We start from the raw sequence: 23,150 nt of genomic DNA, 5'->3' as shown, positions 1-23,150 counted from the left end.
ATCTATTGGGCAAATGCCATTTAAGAGATAAGGGGATATAAAACGTTGACCATAAACAGCGATTCACCATCGCTGTTTTTTAACATAGACATATTGCCAATGGGTTATTTTGTTATTTCGGTATAGTGTTAAAAATATAACAGCTGAGGAAAAAAGCAATGTCTCAACAAGATTATGAAAATGGCTTAAAAGTCCGTACAGAAGTGATGGGAGAAAGTTTTGTAAAACGCGCTCAAGATAACACTGTTCCTTTTACAAGACCTTTGCAAGACTGGATCAATGAGCATGCATGGGGTTCAACTTGGCAACGTGAGGGTGTTTTACCACGTAAATACCGCTCTTTGATTACCATTGCATTTTTAGTTGCGCAGAAAAGCCCAACCGAACTTAAAGGTCATATTCGTGGCGCATTAAATAATGGCGCGACAGTTGAAGAAATTCAGGAAGTATTATTACACAGCCTACCTTACTGTGGCGCCCCAGCGACACAAGAAGCATTTCGTGCTGCACTCGAAGTCATCAATGAATACCAAAAGGTAGATTCATAAACAATTAATGCGATCAAATTCTTCAATATAGGCCATGCTCCAACATGTTGCCTGTATTGCTGAGTTAATTCCAAAACACATTAAAACTATAAAAAAACTCATCTACTTCAAAGCGAACATGGTATCCCAACTGAGTTAACTCAGAAGAAAGCCCCCGAATATCCTCTAAAGCTAGATGTTTAGGTAAAACTGTAAAAACAGCAGTATTGCCCTGCTTGGCATTTTCTTCAATCATTTGAGCTAAACGAAATTTATATAGCTCTATATTTAAGTTAGAATTGGCTGCCAATTGTTTTGCGTCTTCAGCATGAATAAACATGATTAAATTTCCATATTATTGTTTTCCACGATATCACTACAAGATATAAATAAATATCGGAATACGCTGTATGCTTTATGTTCGAAAGCACATGCACAAAAATATACTCACGAAAAAATTTTTATAGCCATAAAAAGCTTATAAAATTCTCACACATATCTTCAGAATTAACTTGTATAAAAGTTTGAACATAAAAATTAAATTAAATCCAGTGCTTTATTTTGGTGGAATTTAATTTTTTGTATTTAAAAAGTAAATGATAATTGTTATTATTTACTTAATTTTTAACCTTTCTTATTTGATTGCCTATGAATAGCCAGACTGAACTCGATGTCCTAAACGCATCTGTTTCAACTCCGACTGTATCAACACGAGCTAAATCCGCACACTCTCTCATACAATATCGCGTCATGATTGCCTACCGTTTTGCTCTGGCAATTCTTGGTGGTTACCTGCTTGCATCCATGTCCGCTATAGTGATTGCAAAAACATTTGCCGATTATCGTGCTGCCGCTGCAATGAGCGCCACACTTCTTGCTTTCTGTATTCACTGTGCCGCATTCATTTGGGTTTTTATGGTCAATAAGACATTAAAAGCCAGCTTAGGCATACTTGTTCCAAGTATCATTTTATTTGTCATTTATAAAATGATGGGGAATTAAGATGCGCGTAGATGCAAAAGTTGAAGGTCCACGCCAATCCATGTCATGGTTACATACATGGGCAAGCTTAATTCTTGGTTGGTTACTTTATGCAATTTTTTTGACAGGAACATTGAGTTTCTTTCAGTCTGAAATAACTGCTTGGATGAAACCTGAAATTCATCAATCTGTTCCAAGTGATTCTCAAGTACAGCAAACGCAGGTTGCTTTAAATTATTTACAAAAAAATTATCCTGATGCAGGTAGTTGGTCAATTCAATTACCCAACTCCAGACAAACCACAACTGAGTTAAATATCCGCAAAAAAGGTGAAGATCTACAAGCACGTCGTGGTGGAGAAAGAATCACCCTAGACAGTGCAACTGGACAAGTCATTGAGGCTCGAGATACGCGCGGTGGTGGATTTCTCTATCGCTTTCACTTTGAATTGTATGGATTTGATCGTATTTGGGCCCGTTGGATCGTCGGTTTGGCTACTATGCTGATGTTTGTGGCAATTATTAGTGGCATTATCACCCATAAAAAAATTTTTAAAGACTTCTTTACTTTCCGTTCCGGTAAAGGGCAACGATCTTGGTTAGATGCACACAATGCCACAGCTGTTTTTGCCCTACCCTTTCACATTATGATTACATTCAGTGGTTTGTTATTGCTGATGTTTATGTTTATGCCTTGGGGAATCAACCAAGTTTATAAAGATCGACAAGAGTTTTTTCAAGAAATGCGCGGAGGCGCAGTTCAGCAAAATAATTCTCGCAATAGAAATGTTGAAAATCGCTCATTATCTGCAAATACATCCCAAGCTCGAGGCATCACTGAACAACGCTCACGAGGAGAAAGAGGCAAACAACATGAACAAGAAGCAGGATATCCTGCACCACTTACGAACTTAACACCACTTATTATAGTAGCTCAGGCACAATGGAAAGAAAATCCAATTGCCTCTATTCAAATCCTTGCGCCAAATACATCCAATGCCACCATTGAACTTCGTGCTTTATATGCAAAAAGTGTGGTAGAACGTGGTGTTTACCCAATTTTGAAATTCGATGGTGTAACTGGTAAAGACATCAATGAAACTGTTCAAACAAAGAATGCATCTATCCCGATGGGAATTTACAATGTTGTGACTGTATTGCATGAAGCTCGAGGTCTTGATTTAACCTTCCGCTGGTTATTGTTCTTCTCTGGCGTAATAGGTACCTTAATGATTGCAACTGGACTTATTTTATGGTGTGTCAAACGTGCACCTCAACAACAAAAGCAAGGCTATAAATCATTTGGTTATCGTTTTGTTGAAGTGATGAATATTGCTGCTGTGATTGGACTACCTATCGCATGTGCAAGTTATTTCTATGCCAATCGTTTCATCCCATTTGAGATAGAAACACGTTTAAATTGGGAAATTCGTGCTTTCTTTATCGCATGGTTAGCTACGTTAATTTATGCAGCGATTCGTCCACACCGTCAGGCTTGGCTTGAGCTTCTAGCTTTTGCTAGTGTTGCTTTTGCACTACTGCCTATTGTCAACTTTACCACGGGTGGTCAAGCATTTTGGAACAGCATTGCCAATGACCAATGGATGATTGCCTCTTTTGATTTAATGACATGGGTACTCGCCATTTTATTTTTCTTGTCATTTTATAAAGTTAAAAAGCACAAAGGACTTCCTGTCAAAAAATCTAGAAATGCACCATCAAATAAGGAGATTTCAGCGTGATTTTCTTCTTACTGGTTTGGTCTTTGTCTAGCTTGGCTTTTATTGCACTTGCCAGTGCAATGTCAAAGCATCAAAAACAGATGTATGGACAGGAGTTAACAGCTCAACAAACACGACTCGCTTCTATTTTAGGTTGGACTTTACTGCTTATATCACTGATCATTTGCGTAATATCAGGGCCGCTTAGTAGTATGCTCAGTTTTTGGATTGGCATTCTGACATTTTCAGCATTATTTGTGGGTGCCTTATTAACCTATTACAGTTTAAAAGTGAAATTTGTTGCCTGCTTTTGTGCGGGAATGAGCTTTGTCACCAGCGTGATCCTACTCATTTAAACTGTTTCAAAAAATCAGTTATACTCATAAGCCAATCTCTAGATTGGCTTTTTTTATCAAATTTATTGCTTAGTGTTGGTATTTTTATGTCTAAACCACTTTCAATCCCTTCAGAACTACTCAATCGTGCTGCAATGGGTAATCCAGCAGCACAATTTGAACTTGCTGAAATATATATGCAAAGTGAAGATGAAGATAACAATCAACTTGCAGAAGAATGGGCTCTTAAAGCAGCACAATTAGGCCATGTTGAAGCCATGTATTGGTTAGGTGAAGGCTATGCTTATTATGCAAAAGATATCCTTGAAGAAGATCCTAAAGAAGCCAAGGCTTATTTTGAACATGCCCACCGCTGGTTAGAGCAAGCGGTCAAACATCAACATCCTGCTGCGATTTTAGAGTTATCCAATTTCTATCGCCGTGGGGATGTGGTTGAAAAGGATCTGGTGAAATCAGTCGAATTGGTTGAGCAAGCAGCAAAACTGGGTGAAGTTCAAGCCATGCGTGATCTTGTTTGTATTTACGAACACGGGATGGGGGTTGATGTTGATGAAGAAAAAGCTGATTTTTGGGCTGAAAAAGCCAAGTCAGCTGAAGACACTTCGGTATAATTGATAAATTTCAGCCCACATTAGTCAAACCACCTAATTATTCATATAAATGATTGCTATCAAGTCATTGATCATAAATAAAGCTTATATTTTTGTATGAACTTTTAGAACTGTTGGTTATCAATTCATTTTTACTTTTGAATCCTAGATGGTGATCCTACCGTGGGGCGACATGGATGTCGCCGTTGGGCGGGGGTATATGAGCAAAAATAAAGCACTGCTTTGTTTGCAGCGCAAGAGCCCTGTTAAACAAAAGATTTTTGTCATCTTTTGATCTCTGAAAAGTGAGGCATCGCCTACGCAAAGCTATTTAAACTTTGAATGTAAGGTGTGGCATTGCAAACTTTTTTATAATCAAATAAATTATTTTTCCATGCAATTGATTTAATTAAAAATATTTATTAGAAGAAACTATATTCTTGTGTCTAAGTTTTTTGACATGTTGACTATAGAATGAGCTTAAATTTGATTCACTAATTTAATTACCTAAATGCACAAAAATTACATCTAAATCTTGTTTAGGTACAAAGTTTTTCTCAACCATTTGGAACTGTGTCGGACTAATTTTATTGACTTTACCTTTCCAGCAAAACGATACCAACTCTCCCGGATCACGTTCAATGATCAATTTAAAATTTTCGATCGGTTTTGCCCAATTTGCCCCAGTAGTCAAAATATAACTCAGTGCATTAAAAGGCGAATGTTCCGACTGTGCTTTTTTCAAGCCTTTCTTAAAATTACTGTCCATACAAAATTGTTGATTATATTCATCTGGATATAGTGCAACCGAACCACCCACTAAAGGTTTATATTGATGTTTGACCTGTGTAATTGAATTGGCTTTAAAAGTTTGCTTCCAGCTATAAACCACTTGTGAAGACCAGTTGATGACTTCGTCTGGATTTTTAGGCAAAATACTTTTTACTTTAGGGTTTGAACAGCCTTTTAGTTTCTTTTCAAATATCCCATATTCATCAGTTTTGCGATTCCAAGGATTTAACATTTCAGTTTGTGAAAAGCCACATTGCTTAAATAACTCAGTGACATCAATTGCTTTAGACTTTTCATCTCTTTGTATAAATGTCTGCACATGCATTGTCGGTTGAACCGCTTTTCCATTAACCTGAATTTTAAAACTTTTTAATAATTCCTCAGTATGGGCAAAATCGGATTCAAAAGTATTATCAACGCGTGGTAAAGGGAATAAAACAGTTTCAGTAATATCTTGATTACTGAGGTTTTTAAATTGATAATCAACCTTAATTAATTTTTTACTAATGAATAAGTCTTCACGTTGCATTGCAATATTTTTATTTTTAAGGTACTCAATTCCCCCTGTTCCCACATAGCCCGTAGAGTCATTAGCAAAAGCAGATGTCGCTGTCAGAATCGATGTGATCAATACGATTTTTTTCATTCTATTTCATCCAAATCAGTTAATCTAAATCAGGAAATTCTATTGTTTGATAATGCACACAATAAATGGATTCATCAAAAATAATATTTGTAGCAATCTGTTTGATAATTTGTTCTTGCAAAAGAATTTCTTTTTCTAAAACTTCATTCCAATAGATTGAGTTTTCTGAAAAATTCTCATAATAATCCAGTACTTCAATCATAGCATTAAACAAAGCCACTAAATACTGGCTTTTGTTTTGATTTGATACCATCAAGAAAAACGCATCCAAAGAAATCACTTCAATGGCCTCTAATTCCTCATAATCATCGGCATATTCATCTACAGAATCATTTGATTGTCGAATTCTCTTTTGATAATCAATTAAATTTTCTTGATCAATATCATGAAACAATTGTTTTTTATCAATTTTTATTTGATAATTTTGTTCAATAGAAGATTGAAAGTTTGGTAATTTTTCATAAAAAGCAAAAATAGCTTTCACTAAACTTTTCCGCTGTTCAAGAGAAGCCTGCTCAATGGCTTGCCTCAATGCAAAACTATGCTGATCAATTACTTTTAAAATATCCATAAACTCACTGTCCCAATATTTACTTTTCAAAACCGAAACCACCTCACAGAAAAAGCAAAGTACTTTTGATCGTTAAAAATACTGCAATCCCAGATACATGCCTCAGTGACTTAGCAACCATTAAAAAGCATCATCTTGATTTTATTTTTGTTTATAGATCAATAAATACGGATCTTATTTTTGCATAGATTCTCTATTTAAAAACAATTCTATCTTTTAGTTGAATATTAACCAACTACATTTGAACTCTATTAAAATCTAGGTACAATAGTCGCCAGTCGAGGGATGCTGCGACTTTTTCACAGGCACATAAATGTGAAATCGCTAGGCTCGACGATTCGGTCAGACTTTCGTGCTGGTCAACAACGGCATCCGCGAACTGAATGATCAATATTTTTTTAATATAAAGGAGATCGTGATGAACGCGGTTAATGCTTCATTTACAGATTATAAAGTTGCAGATATTTCCCTAGCTGACTACGGTCGTAAAGAAATCAAACTAGCTGAAGCAGAAATGCCAGCATTGATGGGCTTACGTAAACGCTATTCAGCAGCAAAACCACTTGCTGGTGCAAAAATTCTTGGTTGTATTCATATGACCATTCAAACTGCTGTTTTAATTGAAACACTGGTTGAATTAGGCGCGGAAGTACGTTGGACTTCATGTAACATCTTCTCAACTCAAGACCATGCAGCAGCAGCAATTGCAGCATCTGGTGTTCCAGTATTCGCCTGGAAAGGTGAAACTGAAGAAGAATACATGTGGTGTCTTGAACAACAAATTAATGTTAATGGCACGCCTTGGGATGCCAATATGATTCTTGATGATGGTGGTGATTTAACTGCTGTTGTTCATGAAAAATACCCTGAACTTATTGCTAAAATCCACGGTATTACAGAAGAAACCACAACAGGTGTTCAACGCTTAAACGAAATGTTCCGTGATGGTACTTTAAAAGTTCCTGCAATTAACGTGAATGATTCGATCACGAAATCTAAAAATGACAATAAATATGGTTGCCGTCATTCATTAAATGACGCAATCAAACGTGGTACAGATATGTTGTTATCTGGTCGCCGTGCGCTTGTGATTGGTTATGGTGATGTCGGTAAAGGTTCTGCTCAATCACTTCGCCAAGAAGGTATGATTGTCCGTGTAACTGAAATTGATCCAATCTGTGCAATGCAAGCATGTATGGACGGTTATGAAGTTGTTTCTCCATATAAAAATGGTGTACAAACAGGTAAAAAAGAAGATATTAATCTAGACCTTCTTGAAAATACTGACTTGATCGTGACGACTACGGGTAACTATCACGTATGTGATTCTGCAATGTTAGATACATTAAAAGCTGGTTCAGTTGTATGTAATATCGGACACTTTGATACTGAAATCGATACAAACTATTTACGTGGTTATAAGTGGGTTGAAGTTAAGCCTCAAGTACACCAAGTGTATCGTACAGAAAATGAAAATGATTATCTGATTCTTCTTTCAGAAGGTCGTTTAGTTAACCTTGGTAATGCAACTGGTCACCCTTCGCGAGTGATGGATGGTTCTTTTGCAAACCAAGTATTAGGTCAAATGCACTTATTCGCAGAAAAATTTGCTGATCTTCCAGAAGATCAAAAAGCAGCACAGATCCGTGTTGAACTGATTCCTAAGAAGTTAGATGAAGAAGTTGCTGCAGCAATGGTTGCTGGTTTTGGTGGTGTATTGACGCAATTGACTCAAGTTCAAGCAGATTACTTGGGCGTTGCAGTTGAAGGTCCATTTAAATCTGAGGCTTATAAGTACTAAGTTTTAATCCCCTCTCCCTAGCTTTCTCCCTAAGGGAGAAGCAATATTCATTTACTGATTAATGAATTAAAAGCTAAGTCCTCTCTTTTTTAAGAAAGGACTTAGGAGAGGCTAAAACAAATTAAAAAAGTATGAATAAAAAAGGATTTAACCATGACCAAACGTGTTCCAATTTCGTTTGAGTTTTTCCCGACCAAAACTGATGCAGGGGCGGAAAAACTTAAGCTTGTTCATCAAGAATTACAGCTTTTAAATCCAGAGTTTTTCTCGATTACTTATGGGGCTGGTGGTTCTACTCGTGAGCGTACACTAGCCGCAATTGCTGACTTTAATGGTAAAGGCACACCTGTTGCCCCTCACCTTTCATGTATTGGTGATGATAAAGTACGTATTGCTGAATTACTCGATATCTATAAGGCTCAAGGAATTGATCGTATTGTTGCGCTTCGAGGTGACTTACCTTCTGGTCAAGTCGGCCTAGGTGAGCTTCCTTATGCGACTGATTTGGTCCGTTTTATTCGTGAACACTCAGGTGATCATTTTAAAATTGAAGTTGCAGCATATCCTGAAATGCACCCACAAGCTGACAACTTTGATGCAGACATCAAGCACTTTGCTGAAAAAGTCAAAGCAGGTGCAAATGCAGCCATCACTCAATTTTTCTTTAATCCAGATGCCTATTTCTATTTTGTAGAGCGTATCCAAAAGCAAGGAATCGATATTCCTGTTGCGCCTGGCATTATGCCAATTACCAATGCAAACAATTTAATCCGCTTTGCAGATGGTACAGGTGCAGAAATTCCACGCTGGATTCGTAAGCAACTGGCGACCTATGGTGATGATTCTAAAAGTATCAAAGCCTTTGGCCATGAAGTTGTGATCAAACTGTGTGAACGCCTTATTGCCGGAGGTGCACCAAGTTTGCATTTCTATAGCATGAATCATACTGAGCCAAACCGCCAATTGGTACTTGATCTCGGTTTAGCTTAAATCAAAATTGCATCATCCACTTGTGAGTAAAACTGCATGCCCCGCTTTTATATTGAAACTGATTTAGCTGTCGAAACTACGGTTGAACTCACTGAAACAGTATTTCATCATTGGGTCAAAGTATTGCGTGCACAAGTCGGTGAAATAGCCACCTTGTTCAATGGACAAGGTGGCGAATATGAAGTGACTTTAACAGAGGTCGCCAAAAAATCGGCCGCTGTTAAAGTCATTTCGTTTAATCCAAACAATCGTACCCCTGCTTTTACAGCGCTTCTCGGACAAGTAATGAGTAAGGGAGATCGTATGGATTATGCGATTCAAAAAGCTGTTGAATTGGGTGTATTTCAAATTCAATTACTGACGTCAGAACGCTGTGAAATGCGCTTAAAATATGATCGAGATCAAAAGAAGTTAGATCATTGGCAAGGTATAGCGATTGCAGCTTGTGAACAGTGTGGTATGAATATTGTTCCAGAGATTTTAGCGCCTATCAGCCTAAATGAGTGGATGAAAACTGAATTGCCCGAGACTAGATTTGTCCTTGCACCTGAAAAAGAGCAGACTGATGTACTCAAAGGAATTAGTCCAAATATTACCCTTTTGATCGGCCCTGAAGGCGGTTTAAATGAAGCTGAAATTGATCAGGCAAACCAATCTGGATTTAAAAATTGGTGCATTGGTGAACGTATTTTAAGAACTGAAACTGCCCCTGTCGTTGCTTTGTCAATTTTGAATTATCAAAGCTTTAAAAAGTGATGTATGTCATGTAAAATAATTGCAAATTGGATGATTTCACAGTATTTTAATCCCAAAGAAACTATTAATTAGCAAATTTTAAATAGTTGCTCCGTTAAACCTACACATTCTAAAAATAGCAGAGGTGCAAGCGCTAATGAATGATGTTCAGGAAGAGCTTCTTTCATATGATGTGAATTCTTCGAACATCAGAAAGATAACCAAAGATATCCGGATATTTTTTATTTGGGTATTTTTTACGTGCATCTGTGATGCTTTACTTTATATTTACTTATTTGATACGTCTTCAGAGCTATTAAGCAGTTGGTTTATTGTCACTGTCTTATTTGTATTATCAGCATGTTTTTTCTCCACCTATCTCTTACAGCAAAATAAAATTCAAAAATTTAAAAATATTGATCTTTTTTTTCAGTTTTCGTGTTTAATTTTAGGAAGTTTATTTGGGATTGGCGTTTATATCATCAATTTAGAATTTATGATGATGCCAAATCGGGTTGACCCATTTTTTTCATTTCTTTTATCCAGTTTTTTATTAAGTTTTTCATATGTTTTGGCAATGAATTTTCTAAACCAAAAATTTAGTTATTTTATTGCCTTATTTGTTCCCTCTGTAATCCCAATACTGACAATCCCCCTGCTTTTCCCTCAAAATACCAACGAAATCTATAGTACCATTTTCATTATTTGGTTTTCTTTACTATTCTTTAGTACTTATGCCTCACATAAAATTTATATTAATGCAGAAATATTAGAACTCAAAAATAAGTTTTTATTTAAGCAATCGCAAGAACAGCTTGGAAAATATACAGACCTTGAAATACAACTTAAAAATGAAATCTTAAAAACACAGGTCATGAAAAGTGAATTGCAACTACATAATCATTTATTAGAACAAAAAGTTAAAGAACGGACTTTTGATTTTAAACAGATGAACGACCGTTTAGAGAATCATCAGGCCAATTTAGCTTTTGCACATGAAACTGCCGGTATTCACTCTTGGGTCTGGAATATTGAAAAACGAACTTTTGAGATCTCTGACTCAAAAAGCGGTGCCGAATTTAAACAACTCAATCTAAAACACAATAGTGTAGATGAATATGTTCATCCTGATGATATTGCTAATTATAAAACAACTCTCAAGCACCATCTCAAAGGTAAAACTGAGCGTTTTGAAGCAATCTACCGAGTTAAACGAGATAATCACTGGTGTTGGATTCAAGACATTGGCAAAGTGGTTTCTAAGAATATCAATAACAAACCGCTCAGAATGGTGGGTATCCAACGTGACATTCAAAAAGAAAAGACTGACCAAGAAAAGTTAAAACTCGCAGCAAATGTTTTAGCCCAAGTGGCTGAAGGTGTTTTCATTTTAGATAATAATTTATGCTACTTAGAAGTAAACCCTTATTTTGAAAAACTCTTAGATTACAAACAACACAATATCGTTGGAAATCATCTATTTGATATTACGATCAATAATAACCCACGTACTCAGCAAATGTATAATGTGATTACCCAAAGTTTAATTCAAAAGGGAGAATTTGAATCTGAATTGCAAATTGATTTTACCTCTGGGAAAAAACTCGCACTTTGGGTACATATCAACGCAATTTATGATGAAAAAAATAAATTTTCCAATTATGTGGGCATTATTACTGACTTAACTGATCGAAAAAAACAAGAACAACGACTCTCGTATTTAGAACATTATGACATTCTCACCGATTTGCCAAATCGCTTTTATTTTAAACAACAACTGCATAATTATTTAATTCACTATTCTGATTCATTTAAAAACTTTGCGGTTTTACGCATCAACATCGACCGTTTTAAATTATTTAATGAATTTATGAGTCATAAAGAAGGTGATGAGTTATTAAAACAAGTCGCTCACAGGTTAAGATTATGTTGCCCAAATGCCTCTCTCATTGCCTATTTAAATAATGATGATTTTGCTGTGATCTATAATTTAAGTAGTAATAACATTAATATTCATCAACATACCCAACATATTTTAGATGCATTTAAACAACCTTTTGATGTTAAAGAACAAGAACAAACCATTACGATCTCAATTGGCGTTGCATTATATCCAGAGCATGGTTTACAACTCGATAGTCTCATTGGCCACGCAGAATCAGCATTACATGAAGCAAAGCGTTTAGGTGGAAATACTGTATATTTTTATTCTAATAAAAAAACACCTCTACTCAACCAAGGTATTAATTTAGAAAATGAGTTGAGAAAAGCGATTAAACACAAAGAACTAACCGTACATTATCAACCTAAAATTTGTGTTAAAACCCACCGTATTTATGGTTTCGAAGCATTAGTGCGCTGGCAACATCCAAGTTTGGGTTATATCTTGCCAGACATTTTCATTCCACTTGCTGAAGAAACTAGCCTCATTTCAGATATTGGCTTAATTGTATTACATGAAACTTGTCAACAAATACAGCAATGGCAATCGCTCGGTTTTGATCATTTTAGAGTATCGATTAATATTGTTGCTCAACAAATCTACCGTGGTCAGTTGGTTAAAGATATTGATTACGCCCTCAAAAAATATAACATTTCGGGGGATATGCTTGAATTGGAACTCACTGAATCATCTCTATTTGATAAATCTGAAGAAGTCAATTTTCTCTTACAACAATTAAAAGATCGCCATATTTCTATTTCTTTGGATGATTTTGGGACTGGTTATTCATCTTTAGCATATCTAACCAGTTACCCTTTTGATATTTTAAAAATAGATCGAGCTTTTATTTCAAAAATCGGACAAGAAAAAGATGAAGCCATCGTCAATGCGATTATTGCAATGGGCAATGCAATTGGTATTACCTTGGTGGCTGAAGGTGTTGAAACAAAAGAACAAGCGTTATTTTTAGAAAAACATGGTTGTTACATTTTACAAGGCTTTTATTTTTCTAAAGCATTGTCATCGGCAGACAGCACAAAATATTTGGAACAGCATAAACTTATAAAGATTTGTTAATTTTTTTAGACTTTATATCTATTACTTTGTTTGAAATAACTATTTTTTGACTGTCGGTATCGCTCAACAAATGTTATATTCGATTAAATTAAGTCAAACCACCAGCCTCGCTGGAACATGTAATAATCGAGATTCAGATGGATGATCAATCTTTAAAACAGCAAGCCCTTTACTATCACGAATTTCCAACACCAGGAAAAATTAGCGTTACACCAAGTAAGCAACTCGTCAATCAACATGACCTTGCGCTTGCTTACTCGCCAGGTGTAGCAGCGCCTTGTTTAGAAATTGAAAAAGACCCTTCAAAAGCAGCCCTTTATACTGCTCGTGGTAACTTGGTTGCAGTGGTCAGTAATGGTACAGCCGTTTTAGGTCTAGGTAATATTGGTCCATTAGCATCTAAGCCTGTAATGGAAGGTAAAGGCGTATTATTTAAAAAGTTTGCTGGTGTAGACGTTTTTGATATTGAAATTGCTGAAAATGATCCAGATAAAATTGTTGATATCGTTGCAGCTTTAGAACCTACTTTTGGTGGTATTAACCTCGAAGATATTAAAGCACCAGAATGTTTTTATATTGAGCAAAAACTTCGTGAACGCATGAAGATCCCTGTGTTTCATGATGACCAACACGGTACCTCAATTATTGTAGGCTCAGCTCTTCTCAATGCTTTACAATTAAATGGCAAAAAAATTGATGAAATCAAGATTGTTGCTTCGGGTGCAGGTGCTGCAGCGCTTTCTTGTTTAGACTTGCTGTGTGCAATTGGCGCTAAAAAAGAAAATATCGTGGTTGCTGACTCACGTGGTTTATTGACCACTAAACGTGAAGGCTTGGATGAGTCTAAAAAACGTTATGTACAAGATATTGAAGGAACTCAACTTGCAGATGTCATTGCGGGTGCAGATATGTTCCTTGGTCTTTCTGCGGCAGGTATTTTAACCAAAGAAATGGTTAAAGTGATGGCAGTTGATCCAATCATCTTTGCGCTGGCAAACCCAGATCCAGAGATTTTACCTGAACATGCACATGAAGTACGCCCAGACGTGATTATGGCAACTGGTCGTTCAGATTATCCGAACCAAGTAAACAATGCACTTTGCTTCCCTTATATCTTCCGTGGCGCCTTAGATGTTGGTGCTACGACGATTAATGAAGAAATGAAAATTGCCTGTGTACATGCGATTGCTCGTATGGCACATGTTGAAGCTGATGCTGCATCATATGGGGAAAAATCTGCATCATTTGGTCGTGATTACTTAATTCCGCGTCCTCTTGATCAACGCTTAATTCTTGAAATTGCCCCTGCTGTTGCACAAGCTGCAATGGATTCAGGTGTTGCAAGTCGCCCAATTGCGGATTTCTCTGCTTATCGTCAACGTCTATCTGAATTTGTTTATAATTCAGCATTGATGATGAAACCAATTTTTGCACAAGCGAAAACAGCGCCTAAACGTATTGCATATGCTGAAGGTGAAGATCTTCGTGTATTACGTGCGATCCAAATCGCAGTAGATGAAGGTTTAGCACAACCTATTTTGGTCGGTCGTACTGCAGTCATTGAAGCAAATATCAAAAAATTAGGTTTGCGTCTTGAGCACGGCGTAAATATTACCATCGTGGATCAAGAAAAGAATCCTGATTACGATAAGTTTGCAGATGACTATTACAACTTGATGCAACGTAAAGGTGTAACGCCTGAGTATGCACAACGTGAAACACGTCGGCGTTCTACCCTGATCGCAGCTATGTTGGTTCGTCACGGTCTTGCCGATGGTATGCTATGTGGTACTTATGCAAGTTATGATATTCATTTAGACTTTGTTAGAAATGTGATTGGTTTAAAAGAAGGTCGTAACAACTTCTTTACGCTTAATGCATTAATGCTTGAAGATCGTAATATCTTTATGGCAGACACTTATGTAAATACCAATCCTACTGCTGAACAGCTTGCTGAAATGACTATTTTAGCTGCTGAAGAAGTTCGTCGTTTCGGGATGACGCCAAAAGTTGCATTACTTTCGCACTCTAGCTTTGGTTCAGATCAAAATGATCCAAGTGCACAAAAAATGCGTAAAGTATTTGAAATCTTGACTGAAATCGCACCTGAATTAGAAGTAGATGGCGAAATGCACGCAGATGCTGCACTTGATGAAAATATTCGTCATTTTGCATTTCCAAATTCACGCTTCAAAGGTTCAGCGAATTTGTTGATTATGCCAAATCTTGATGCGGCAAATATTTCATTCAACTTATTAAAATCAACTTCAGGCAACAATGTGACCATTGGTCCTATCTTGCTTGGTGCTGCTAAACCTGTTCATATTTTAACACCTACGGCGACAACACGTCGTTTGGTTAATATGACAGCTTTAACCGTTGCTGAGATTCAACAAGCTGAAGGCTAAGCCTTATTGTCAATTTAACATCAATAGCTCAGAACTTTAGTCAATCACTCAAGTTCTGTACTTGAGAAAACCTCTATTCTGTTGCATGATGGCAGTAAGAATAGAGGTTTTTTCATGCAAGTTTATTTAGTAGGCGGTGCCGTTAGAGATCATTTACTCGGTCACCCCTATCACGAAAAGGATTATGTTGTTGTTGGCGCTACGCCAGAACAACTTCTTGCCCAAGGTTATCAACCCGTTGGGAAAGATTTCCCTGTGTTTTTACATCCTAAAACAAAAGAAGAATACGCCCTCGCCCGTACTGAACGTAAATCGGGACATGGTTATCATGGATTTGAGTTTTATACCGATCCAGATGTCACATTGGAAGAGGATTTAATTCGTCGTGACTTAACCATAAATGCTATGGCGATGGATGAGGCAGGTCAAGTGTATGACCCTTATCATGGTCAAGATGATTTAGCACATAAAATCTTACGCCACGTTTCAGACGCTTTTGCAGAAGATCCTTTACGTGTACTACGTGTGGCTCGTTTTGCTGCTCGTTATGCACAATATGGTTTTCGTATTGCCGATGAAACCCTTACATTGATGCGCAAACTGGTTGAATCTGGCGAATTAGAAGCACTGACACCTGAACGCGTATGGAAAGAAACCTCTCGTGCTTTAATGGAACAGCATGCAGATGTTTACTTTGAAGTCTTACGTGAATGTGGTGCATTAAAAGTGCTCTTTCCTGAAATAGATGCCCTGTTTGGCGTTCCACAACGACCTGAATATCATCCTGAGATTGATTGTGGTATTCATACACTGATGTCTTTACAGCAAGCATGTAAAGCCAATTACTCTTTAGATGTGCGTTTTGCTGTACTAGTACATGATTTAGGTAAAGCTTTAACCCCAAAAGATGAATTACCTCGTCATATCATGCATGAAGAACGCGGGATTCAGCCTGTCACAGATGTATGTGATCGTTTACGAGTGCCTACTCAAACGAAACAGCTTGCTCTAGCAGTATGTAAAGAACACTTAAAATGCCATCAGGCTTTTAGCTTAAAAGCAGGCACTTTATGGCGTTTGTTACAGCGTTTAGATGTGTTGCGTCGCCCTGAACGCGTTGAAGCTTTTGCACAAGCTTGTGAATGTGATGCTAAAGGCCGTTTAGGCTTAGAAAATCGCGAATACCCCCAAGCACATTACCTATTAGATGCAATGAAAACCGTACGGACGATTAAAGCATCGGATTTGCCCTCGGATATTCAAGGTCCTGATATTGGTGAAATGTTAATTCAAAAACGTATTGAAGCGATTGCTCATTTAAAGCATGAGTTAGGTCATCATCATCATACGGTTTAAAAAAATGCCTCTCAGCAATGAGAGGCGTTTTATACATAGTTTTTTCTATTAAATAATATCCAAGCATTCGTTAACCATAGCATTCATAAATACCAGCAGCCTATAGTCCAAAACAACTTTATATCAAGACACATCCGCAGGAAATGTAATCACCCTTTCCAACTTGATTTGGTTCATCACCACCATTAACAAACGATCAACTCCCAAAGCAATACCCGCACATTCCGACATATTCGGTAAAGCAGCGAGCAAATACTCATCGATTGGCATCACATATAAGCCCAGCTTTTCACGCTCTGCATTATCTGCTTGAAAACGACTACGCAAAACCTCAGCATCAATTAACTCATCATAGGCATTGGCAAGTTCTAACCCTTCAATATAGAGCTCAAAACGTGCAGCAACTAACTCACCGTCCTCATCCAGTTTGGTCTTTGCCAACGAGGCCAATTCTGGGGGGAAATCAGTTAAAAATACCGGCGTATCAAAACCTAAACTTGGCTCAACCATATGAGAAAATAACAAATCAATATAGGCTAAACGATCATCACCCAAATCAAGATTGAGCCCCACACGCTGTGCTGCATCTTTTAATTGTTGCAATGTTGCTTGCAGTGGATTCAAGTCCAAACGATCGATAAATGCATGTTTATAACTGAGTACGGTTGGTCGAACTTCACCAAAACGTTCAGCCAAAACCACATTTAATAAATCAGTGACTTCTAGCATCAAATCTTTCAAGCTGAATTGCGGACGATACCATTCCAACATGGTAAATTCACTATTGTGCTTACGCCCATGTTCATCATCTCGAAAAACTTTACAAATTTGATAAATCGCACCACTGCTACTCGCCAATAAACGCTTCATGGCAAACTCTGGTGAAGTTTGTAAATAATGCGTTTGTTTTTTGCCATGTACATGACGCTGAGCCTGTACAGAAGCCAGATGGACATCAGTTACACCCGCTTGAGACAAGATCGGAGTTTCAACCTCTAAAACATCACGCTCAATAAAAAATTGGCGAATTTGTCTATAGAGTTTTGCTCGTGCTTTAAGCGCCTGAATATCACATGTTGGTTTAAAATCTATGCTCATGCTTTTGGCCCTCCATGAGCAGCCCATTCACGGCGCAAAGGATAAGTTTTACGAAGGTAATCAAAGGCTTTTTGATCCACCTTGCCGTCCTTTAAGCAATCTCTTAAATTTTCATCATCTCGGTGAATATTGTAAATTTCAGCTAAGTATTTTTTTAACGTTTGTTTAATGTTATTGCCATAAAAATATTGTTCGCATGCTGGTAATTGTGATTCAAATTTCTTATGTGCGGTATAGGCAAATGTTTTACAAAATGCGTCATAAATCATCTGAGTACCACGTGCTTTACCTTCCAGACTGTAACCCGCAATATGTGGCGTCACGATTGTAATTAAATCCAGTAGACGTTGTGAAATCTCAGGCTCATGTTCAAAAACATCCAACACCACTTTACGACGTGTTTTTAAGATATCTGCCATTAATGCTGCTTCTTCAACAACAGCACCACGCGCTGAATTAATTAAAATGGTTTCTGGCTGCATTAGCGCCAATGCATTAGCATTGATTAAATGATGTGTTGCAAACGGCCCTGTTTGGGTTAAAGGCACATGTATGCTGATCGCATCGGCTTTCTTTAATAAAGCGTCAAATTCAACTTGCTGAACATTTTCTCGTTGTACCAAGGGATCATAGCCAATTACATTCCAGCCCAACAACTGAGCCATATATGCTAATCGTGTTCCCACATTGCCTAGACCAATAATGCCTAAAGTAAACTTTTTCCCTAAATCTAGAAAATCCTGATTGAGATGCAATAAAGCTGTAATCACATATTCTGCAACGGCTTGTGCATTGCAACCTGCTGCATTTGACCATGCAATTTGATGCTTTTCTAATGCTGGAATATCTAGATGATCTGTACCTATGGTTGCACTACCGACAAATTTTAGTGCTGTATCTTGGATCAACTGTTCATTGACTTTTGTTATAGAGCGTACCAATAACGCATCTGCATCATTCACATCATGATGAGTCAAATTGCGTCCTGCTGCTTGATGAATGGTTCCGAATTCTGAAAAGAAATATTCAGTAAATGCTAGATTTTCATCTGCAACAATTTTCATAGCGTCATCCACAAGTTTAACTGCCGCTATGATAAACCTTTGAACCATTTAAGACTATGCAGTTCACACATCAAATCTTTTAAATATGGCATAAAAAAACCCGCAAGATGACTTACGGGTTTTTAATTCTGAATATTTGTTTAGAACAAACGATTCATACCATTCAATGTTGCAACACGATAGGCTTCTGCCATTGTTGGATAGTTAAATGTCGTTTCAACAAAATACTTAATGGTATTGTTTCCACTTTGCATCACCGCTTGTCCAATATGGATAATTTCGGCCGCATTATTGCCGAAACAATGCACACCCAATAATTCTAAGGTGTCACGATGGAATAACAGTTTAAGCTCGCCGACTGTATCCCCGGTAATTTGCGCACGTGCCAAATGACGGAATGATGCTTGTCCAACTTCATATGGAATTTTTTCAGCAGTTAACTGGCTTTCAGTTTTACCAAAGAATGAAATTTCAGGAATAGTGTAAATCCCCGTTGGAATATCTTTCACTGGTTTAACATTTTCTTCGCCACTCATATTTGAACCAGCGCAACGACCTTGGTCATATGCTGCAGAAGCAAGTGATGGCCAACCTACAACATCGCCTGCCGCATAGATATTTTCAACTTCGGTTTGATATTGGTCATTTACCGCAAGTTGACCACGGCTATTTGGTGTAATACCTACATTTTCAAGACCTAAACCATCTGTATTTCCTGAGCGACCATTACACCAAAGAATGGCATCAGCTTTAATTTTTTTACCGCTTTGCAAATACAATACTACATGATCATCAAATGTTTCTAAATGATCAATTTGCTCATTGTGACGCATCAACACGCCTTGTTCACGTAAGTGATAAGACAATGCATCAGCAATTTCATCATCAAGATAACTGAGCAACTGATGCTGTGTATTGATCAAGTCAACTTTATGGTCTAAACCAATAAAGATAGATGCATATTCACAACCAATTACACCCGCACCATAAATAATAATTTTATGAATTGGATAATCTAAATCTAAAATTTTATCTGAATCAAATACACGCGGATGATTAAAGTCTAAACCTTGTGGGTGATAAGGACGGCTACCTGTGGCAACCACAAGCTGTTTGAAAACTAAAGTTTCTTTAACACCATCTTCGCTAAAAATAATCACCGTGTTTTTATCTTGGATATATGCGCGACCGTGAAATACATCGATGTGGTTACGGTCATAAAAACGTGAATGTGTATCAACTTGCTGTTGAATCACTTTATGCGCATTACGTAAAACTTGCTTCATAGTGAATTGTTTCCAATCCCCTACTTTTTTAAACATTGGATCACGTTGGTAACGGATAATACTTGAAACTGTCTGACGTAAAGCCTTACTTGGGATGGTGCCGACATGGGTACAGTTCCCACCAAGTTGCTCACGAATATCTACAATTGCAACACGCTTACCCGATTTAGCAAGCTTCATTGCCGCGCCTTCACCAGCAGGACCAGAGCCAAGTACGACCGCATCGTATTTCACAAATTTCCCACTAACGACTTCTTTCTTACGTGGCATTCAAAGCTCCTTATAGTAAATTCAGTCTATATCTTGTCTTATGCGATATTATGACCTAAACCAAAACAATTTTCTGTATTTCGCATGCATATATTCTGTGATAACGACATTTAGTATATGAATAGTGTTTTTGCCCTATCTTTTTGCATTTCCGCTATAATGAGCATAATCTCCCCCGTAGAAAACAGTGGAAAAGTTGAATATGTCAGAGAACCGTAAACCAGAACAGGGTGTCAAATTACGTGGCGCGGAAAAAGTTGCTCGTATACCTGTAAAAGTTATTCCGACGGTTGAAGCACCACGAAAGCCGGATTGGATTCGTGTCAAAATGGCTGCGCCTGATGAAGTTCAACGAATCAAAACCACTTTACGTGCACAAAAACTACATACTGTGTGTGAAGAGGCGGCTTGTCCTAACCTTCCAGAATGTTTTGGTGGTGGTACTGCAACTTTTATGATCATGGGTGATATTTGTACCCGTCGCTGCCCGTTCTGCGATGTTGCACATGGTCGTCCAAATGCACTTGATCCAGATGAACCTCGTCATATGGCAGAAACCATCGCCAATCTCGGTTTAAAGTATGCAGTGATTACCTCTGTAGACCGTGATGATCTTTTAGATGGTGGTGCGCAACATTTCGTTGATTGTATTCAAGAAGCACGTCAACTCAGTCCAAAAACACTATTAGAAATATTGGTTCCAGATTTCCGTGGTCGTATGGATATTGCACTGCGTATCATGACTGAATGTCCACCAGATGTATTTAACCATAACATTGAAACAGTACCTCGTCTCTACAAAGCGATGCGTCCAGGCTCAGACTATCAACATTCTTTAAACTTGTTAAAAATGTTTAAAGAGTACTGCCCTGACGTGCCAACAAAATGTGGTTTGATGGTAGGTATTGGTGAAACCGAAGAAGAAGTGATTGCCCTGTTAGATGATCTACATGCACACGGTGTTGATTATGTGACAATCGGTCAATACTTGCAGCCTTCTAAAGAACATGCACCAATCGACCGTTTTGTCACACCAGAAGAATTTGAACGTTATACTGCACATGGTCACAAGCTTGGTTTCAGAAATATCTGGGCTGCACCAATGGTTCGTTCTAGCTATTTTGCAGATCGTCAATATTATGGTGAACCTGTTCCAGTGGTACGCCGTAAAGTTGATCCAGCGAAAAAAATTGCGGTACAAGCCATCGAAGCTTAAGTCATTGTTCAAAAAATTTAAGCGTCCAAAAAGCACTCTATATTGAGTGCTTTTTTACAGATATTTTTGATTTTTAACGACACTTCCCTGTAGTTTTACCTTCAACACTACTCATACTGCTTTGTAGTTTCGTCAGTTTGGAACATTGTAAATTTCCTGTAATCATTGATTTATTTAAGCTCAATGTTGATGAAACCTGACCTGCAAGCACATCCCCCTCAACAGAAGAATTAACCAACTTTAATACTTTGGCTGTATTGGCTTGCACATTTCCACTCACTGAAGAGTTGTTTAAAATCAAACTTCCACCATTGAGTACATTCACGTTCCCTTCAACGGATGTACTATTTAACGTACATGTTGCACCTGCTGGAACAGTTAAGTTTGCCACAGCATTATTGCTGATTGTACTTGAACAATTTGCAGCAAATCCAAGTGGAGCTACGCCTAAACCACATGCGATTATGATGAGCCTTAAGAAACGCTTTTTCATTGACATTATCCTTTTGTATTATGAATTTAGAATAAACTTATTGTTGGATGATTTTAAAATATACAGTCAGAAAGTTTAATGACAAATATGTTGATTTCTTTTAACTGGGAATCATAAATATAAAAATGGATGATACTTTAGCTTATTTGCCTCATTTTACTGTTGTTGCAGATTTCGGTTGAAATAAATCATTGCTGATTTATCGACTTAGCGAATTTGACTGATTTCAAAATCAAAAAGCCACTTAAAATTTGGGAGGTGTCGTTATTTTACTTACTGCTTAAGTTACTTAACATAGCCTGCTGAATTCAACATTAAGCCCTTTCCAGCCAGATCCTCAGAGAGTAATTTAGTACGAAACCAATTGTCGGTCGATTTATAATTTTACAGAAAATACAGATGTTCTAACTCATTCTGAACCTCTGTTTTGAACTGAGCAATCAATTCCTGAGCTCTTGCTTTTCCTATCTATTGGCTAAGTAACTAAATAAGAGTTGTGGCTACTCTCTCTAATAACATCCATGCTTTTGATACCATTGATCATATAAGCCTTGTAACTTATGAGGGAAAAGGGATCTCAGGAAGCAAGTGTTTTTGGAAACAAGCCGTAAGGTGTATATAGAAACTACATTTTTCCTGTACTGTCTGCTCGCACAACAGATGTCGCCAAAACCGAACCCTACACAAAATATATTTGGGATATTGATGATTAATATAATTTTACATTTTTTTAACGGCAATGCTTCAACTTGACCTTAACATAGAGATTTTAGTCTTAGTAAAAAACATGATGAAAAAATTAATTTTAGCTGTTTCGGCAACCCTATTTTCTGGGATTTGTTTTGCCCAAAACCCATTAAGCGTACATGTATTAAATCTTGAAAATGGCTTACCTTCAAGCAATGTTAAAGTCATTCTTGAAGCGCAACAAAAAGATAAATGGGTAAAAATTAATGAAGGAAGCACAGACAGTAATGGGCGAATTTTATCATTGTATCCTGAAAATAAAGCATTAGATAAGGGTGTATATAAGGTTACTTTTCAAACAGGCGAGTGGTTTAAACAGAACAACCAACGTGCTTTTTTTCCAGAAGTTCCTGTGGTATTTGTGATTGATGGAAGCCTTGAACATTATCATATTCCACTGCTGATTAGCCCCTATGGATATTCAACATATCGTGGTAATTGATTGATCATATCAAGTTAAATTTTAGGCGTAAAAAAACCGATG

At 37.3% G+C, this 23,150-nt stretch carries 20 protein-coding genes; 13 read left to right on the top strand and 7 right to left on the bottom strand.

Features of this window, described 5'->3' with window-relative positions; translation table 11 throughout:
* Positions 1-158: 158 nt before the first annotated feature.
* Positions 159-548 (top strand): carboxymuconolactone decarboxylase family protein, encoded by a 390-nt coding sequence (locus AC2G3J_RS05935; protein ID WP_336951688.1) that lies wholly within the window; start codon positions 159-161, stop codon positions 546-548.
* A gap of 64 nt (positions 549-612) precedes the next feature.
* Here the strand turns inward: AC2G3J_RS05935 and AC2G3J_RS05930 are convergent, their stop codons facing one another.
* Positions 613-867, bottom strand: a complete 255-nt coding sequence (locus AC2G3J_RS05930; RefSeq protein ID WP_336951690.1) for a hypothetical protein — start codon at positions 865-867, stop codon at positions 613-615.
* A gap of 308 nt (positions 868-1,175) precedes the next feature.
* On the opposite strand from AC2G3J_RS05930, the gene AC2G3J_RS05925 reads away from it, so the two are divergent.
* The 4 genes from AC2G3J_RS05925 to AC2G3J_RS05910 all read left to right on the top strand — a co-directional run bounded on the left by AC2G3J_RS05925 (position 1,176) and on the right by AC2G3J_RS05910 (position 4,195).
* Positions 1,176-1,529 (top strand): hypothetical protein, encoded by a 354-nt coding sequence (locus tag AC2G3J_RS05925; RefSeq protein WP_336951692.1) that lies wholly within the window; start codon positions 1,176-1,178, stop codon positions 1,527-1,529.
* Between the two features lies 1 nt (position 1,530).
* Complete coding sequence (locus AC2G3J_RS05920; RefSeq protein ID WP_483770794.1) at positions 1,531-3,249, top strand: PepSY-associated TM helix domain-containing protein; 1,719 nt, start codon at positions 1,531-1,533, stop codon at positions 3,247-3,249.
* Positions 3,246-3,584, top strand: coding sequence for a DUF3325 domain-containing protein (locus tag AC2G3J_RS05915; RefSeq protein WP_336951695.1), 339 nt, complete (start codon positions 3,246-3,248; stop codon positions 3,582-3,584). The genes AC2G3J_RS05920 and AC2G3J_RS05915 overlap by 4 nt, the downstream gene beginning before the upstream one ends.
* A gap of 86 nt (positions 3,585-3,670) precedes the next feature.
* The gene (locus AC2G3J_RS05910) at positions 3,671-4,195 is read left to right on the top strand and encodes a tetratricopeptide repeat protein (protein ID WP_336951696.1); all 525 of its coding nucleotides are present in this window, start codon (positions 3,671-3,673) and stop codon (positions 4,193-4,195) included.
* A gap of 478 nt (positions 4,196-4,673) precedes the next feature.
* On the opposite strand, the gene AC2G3J_RS05905 is transcribed toward AC2G3J_RS05910, so the two are convergent.
* On the bottom strand, positions 4,674-5,612 hold the full coding sequence (locus AC2G3J_RS05905) for a DUF4424 family protein (protein WP_336951697.1): 939 nt from the start codon (positions 5,610-5,612) through the stop codon (positions 4,674-4,676).
* A gap of 19 nt (positions 5,613-5,631) precedes the next feature.
* Entirely contained in the window at positions 5,632-6,183 is a 552-nt protein-coding gene (locus tag AC2G3J_RS05900; protein WP_419327189.1) for a hypothetical protein, read from the bottom strand.
* A 418-nt stretch (positions 6,184-6,601) separates the two neighbouring features.
* On the opposite strand from AC2G3J_RS05900, the gene ahcY reads away from it, so the two are divergent.
* The 6 genes from ahcY (at position 6,602) to AC2G3J_RS05870 (ending at position 16,492) form a co-directional block, all read left to right on the top strand.
* Positions 6,602-7,984 carry an adenosylhomocysteinase gene (gene ahcY / locus AC2G3J_RS05895; protein ID WP_483770793.1) on the top strand — a complete coding sequence of 461 codons (1,383 nt, stop codon included), beginning with the start codon at positions 6,602-6,604 and terminating at the stop codon, positions 7,982-7,984.
* A 153-nt stretch (positions 7,985-8,137) separates the two neighbouring features.
* Positions 8,138-8,974, top strand: coding sequence for a methylenetetrahydrofolate reductase [NAD(P)H] (gene metF / locus AC2G3J_RS05890; RefSeq protein ID WP_483770792.1), 837 nt, complete (start codon positions 8,138-8,140; stop codon positions 8,972-8,974).
* Between the two features lie 36 nt (positions 8,975-9,010).
* Positions 9,011-9,730: a 16S rRNA (uracil(1498)-N(3))-methyltransferase gene (locus tag AC2G3J_RS05885; protein WP_483770791.1), complete on the top strand. Its 720-nt coding sequence runs from the start codon at positions 9,011-9,013 to the stop codon at positions 9,728-9,730.
* A gap of 136 nt (positions 9,731-9,866) precedes the next feature.
* The gene (locus AC2G3J_RS05880) at positions 9,867-12,728 is read left to right on the top strand and encodes a sensor domain-containing protein (protein ID WP_336951704.1); all 2,862 of its coding nucleotides are present in this window, start codon (positions 9,867-9,869) and stop codon (positions 12,726-12,728) included.
* A 137-nt stretch (positions 12,729-12,865) separates the two neighbouring features.
* Positions 12,866-15,136 carry an NADP-dependent malic enzyme gene (locus tag AC2G3J_RS05875; protein WP_336951706.1) on the top strand — a complete coding sequence of 757 codons (2,271 nt, stop codon included), beginning with the start codon at positions 12,866-12,868 and terminating at the stop codon, positions 15,134-15,136.
* Between the two features lie 114 nt (positions 15,137-15,250).
* Positions 15,251-16,492: a multifunctional CCA addition/repair protein gene (locus AC2G3J_RS05870; protein WP_419327185.1), complete on the top strand. Its 1,242-nt coding sequence runs from the start codon at positions 15,251-15,253 to the stop codon at positions 16,490-16,492.
* A 123-nt stretch (positions 16,493-16,615) separates the two neighbouring features.
* On the opposite strand, the gene epmA is transcribed toward AC2G3J_RS05870, so the two are convergent.
* The 3 genes from epmA to sthA form a co-directional block, all read right to left on the bottom strand.
* Positions 16,616-17,590: an EF-P lysine aminoacylase EpmA gene (gene epmA, locus AC2G3J_RS05865; protein WP_419327184.1), complete on the bottom strand. Its 975-nt coding sequence runs from the start codon at positions 17,588-17,590 to the stop codon at positions 16,616-16,618.
* Positions 17,587-18,654: a 4-phosphoerythronate dehydrogenase gene (locus tag AC2G3J_RS05860; protein ID WP_483770790.1), complete on the bottom strand. Its 1,068-nt coding sequence runs from the start codon at positions 18,652-18,654 to the stop codon at positions 17,587-17,589. Before AC2G3J_RS05860 ends, epmA begins: the two co-directional genes overlap by 4 nt.
* A gap of 140 nt (positions 18,655-18,794) precedes the next feature.
* Positions 18,795-20,210: a Si-specific NAD(P)(+) transhydrogenase gene (gene sthA / locus AC2G3J_RS05855; RefSeq protein WP_004717049.1), complete on the bottom strand. Its 1,416-nt coding sequence runs from the start codon at positions 20,208-20,210 to the stop codon at positions 18,795-18,797.
* Between the two features lie 202 nt (positions 20,211-20,412).
* Between sthA and lipA the strand changes: the two genes are divergently transcribed.
* Positions 20,413-21,426 (top strand): lipoyl synthase, encoded by a 1,014-nt coding sequence (lipA, locus tag AC2G3J_RS05850; RefSeq protein ID WP_004717052.1) that lies wholly within the window; start codon positions 20,413-20,415, stop codon positions 21,424-21,426.
* Positions 21,427-21,499: 73 nt separating this feature from the next.
* Here lipA and AC2G3J_RS05845 read toward each other — a convergent pair whose 3' ends face one another.
* Positions 21,500-21,919, bottom strand: a complete 420-nt coding sequence (locus tag AC2G3J_RS05845; RefSeq protein ID WP_483770789.1) for a hypothetical protein — start codon at positions 21,917-21,919, stop codon at positions 21,500-21,502.
* A gap of 787 nt (positions 21,920-22,706) precedes the next feature.
* On the opposite strand from AC2G3J_RS05845, the gene uraH reads away from it, so the two are divergent.
* A complete protein-coding gene (gene uraH, locus AC2G3J_RS05840) occupies positions 22,707-23,108 on the top strand; it encodes a hydroxyisourate hydrolase (protein WP_419327183.1) in 402 nt (133 codons plus the stop codon).
* The last annotated feature ends 42 nt before the right edge of the window (positions 23,109-23,150 follow it).

This window comes from Acinetobacter legionensis, from assembly GCF_057165765.1.
Note: the sequence above shows the minus strand (reverse complement) of the source record. Positions and strands in the feature narration are given on the sequence as shown.

Bases quoted from the DNA above. Each gene is read 5' to 3' on its own strand.
- AC2G3J_RS05935 (WP_336951688.1), top strand. From the start codon at position 159: ATGTCTCAACAAGATTATGAAAATGGCTTAAAAGTCCGTACAGAAGTG.
- AC2G3J_RS05910 (WP_336951696.1), top strand. From the start codon at position 3,671: ATGTCTAAACCACTTTCAATCCCTTCAGAACTACTCAATCGTGCTGCA.
- metF (WP_483770792.1), top strand. From the start codon at position 8,138: ATGACCAAACGTGTTCCAATTTCGTTTGAGTTTTTCCCGACCAAAACT.
- AC2G3J_RS05905 (WP_336951697.1), bottom strand. From the start codon at position 5,612: ATGAAAAAAATCGTATTGATCACATCGATTCTGACAGCGACATCTGCT.
- AC2G3J_RS05845 (WP_483770789.1), bottom strand. From the start codon at position 21,919: ATGAAAAAGCGTTTCTTAAGGCTCATCATAATCGCATGTGGTTTAGGC.
- epmA (WP_419327184.1), bottom strand. From the start codon at position 17,590: ATGAGCATAGATTTTAAACCAACATGTGATATTCAGGCGCTTAAAGCA.
- AC2G3J_RS05920 (WP_483770794.1), top strand. From the start codon at position 1,531: ATGCGCGTAGATGCAAAAGTTGAAGGTCCACGCCAATCCATGTCATGG.
- sthA (WP_004717049.1), bottom strand. From the start codon at position 20,210: ATGCCACGTAAGAAAGAAGTCGTTAGTGGGAAATTTGTGAAATACGAT.
- lipA (WP_004717052.1), top strand. From the start codon at position 20,413: ATGTCAGAGAACCGTAAACCAGAACAGGGTGTCAAATTACGTGGCGCG.
- ahcY (WP_483770793.1), top strand. From the start codon at position 6,602: ATGAACGCGGTTAATGCTTCATTTACAGATTATAAAGTTGCAGATATT.
- AC2G3J_RS05900 (WP_419327189.1), bottom strand. From the start codon at position 6,183: ATGGATATTTTAAAAGTAATTGATCAGCATAGTTTTGCATTGAGGCAA.
- uraH (WP_419327183.1), top strand. From the start codon at position 22,707: ATGATGAAAAAATTAATTTTAGCTGTTTCGGCAACCCTATTTTCTGGG.
- AC2G3J_RS05925 (WP_336951692.1), top strand. From the start codon at position 1,176: ATGAATAGCCAGACTGAACTCGATGTCCTAAACGCATCTGTTTCAACT.
- AC2G3J_RS05885 (WP_483770791.1), top strand. From the start codon at position 9,011: ATGCCCCGCTTTTATATTGAAACTGATTTAGCTGTCGAAACTACGGTT.
- AC2G3J_RS05880 (WP_336951704.1), top strand. From the start codon at position 9,867: ATGAATGATGTTCAGGAAGAGCTTCTTTCATATGATGTGAATTCTTCG.
- AC2G3J_RS05870 (WP_419327185.1), top strand. From the start codon at position 15,251: ATGCAAGTTTATTTAGTAGGCGGTGCCGTTAGAGATCATTTACTCGGT.
- AC2G3J_RS05860 (WP_483770790.1), bottom strand. From the start codon at position 18,654: ATGAAAATTGTTGCAGATGAAAATCTAGCATTTACTGAATATTTCTTT.
- AC2G3J_RS05875 (WP_336951706.1), top strand. From the start codon at position 12,866: ATGGATGATCAATCTTTAAAACAGCAAGCCCTTTACTATCACGAATTT.
- AC2G3J_RS05930 (WP_336951690.1), bottom strand. From the start codon at position 867: ATGTTTATTCATGCTGAAGACGCAAAACAATTGGCAGCCAATTCTAAC.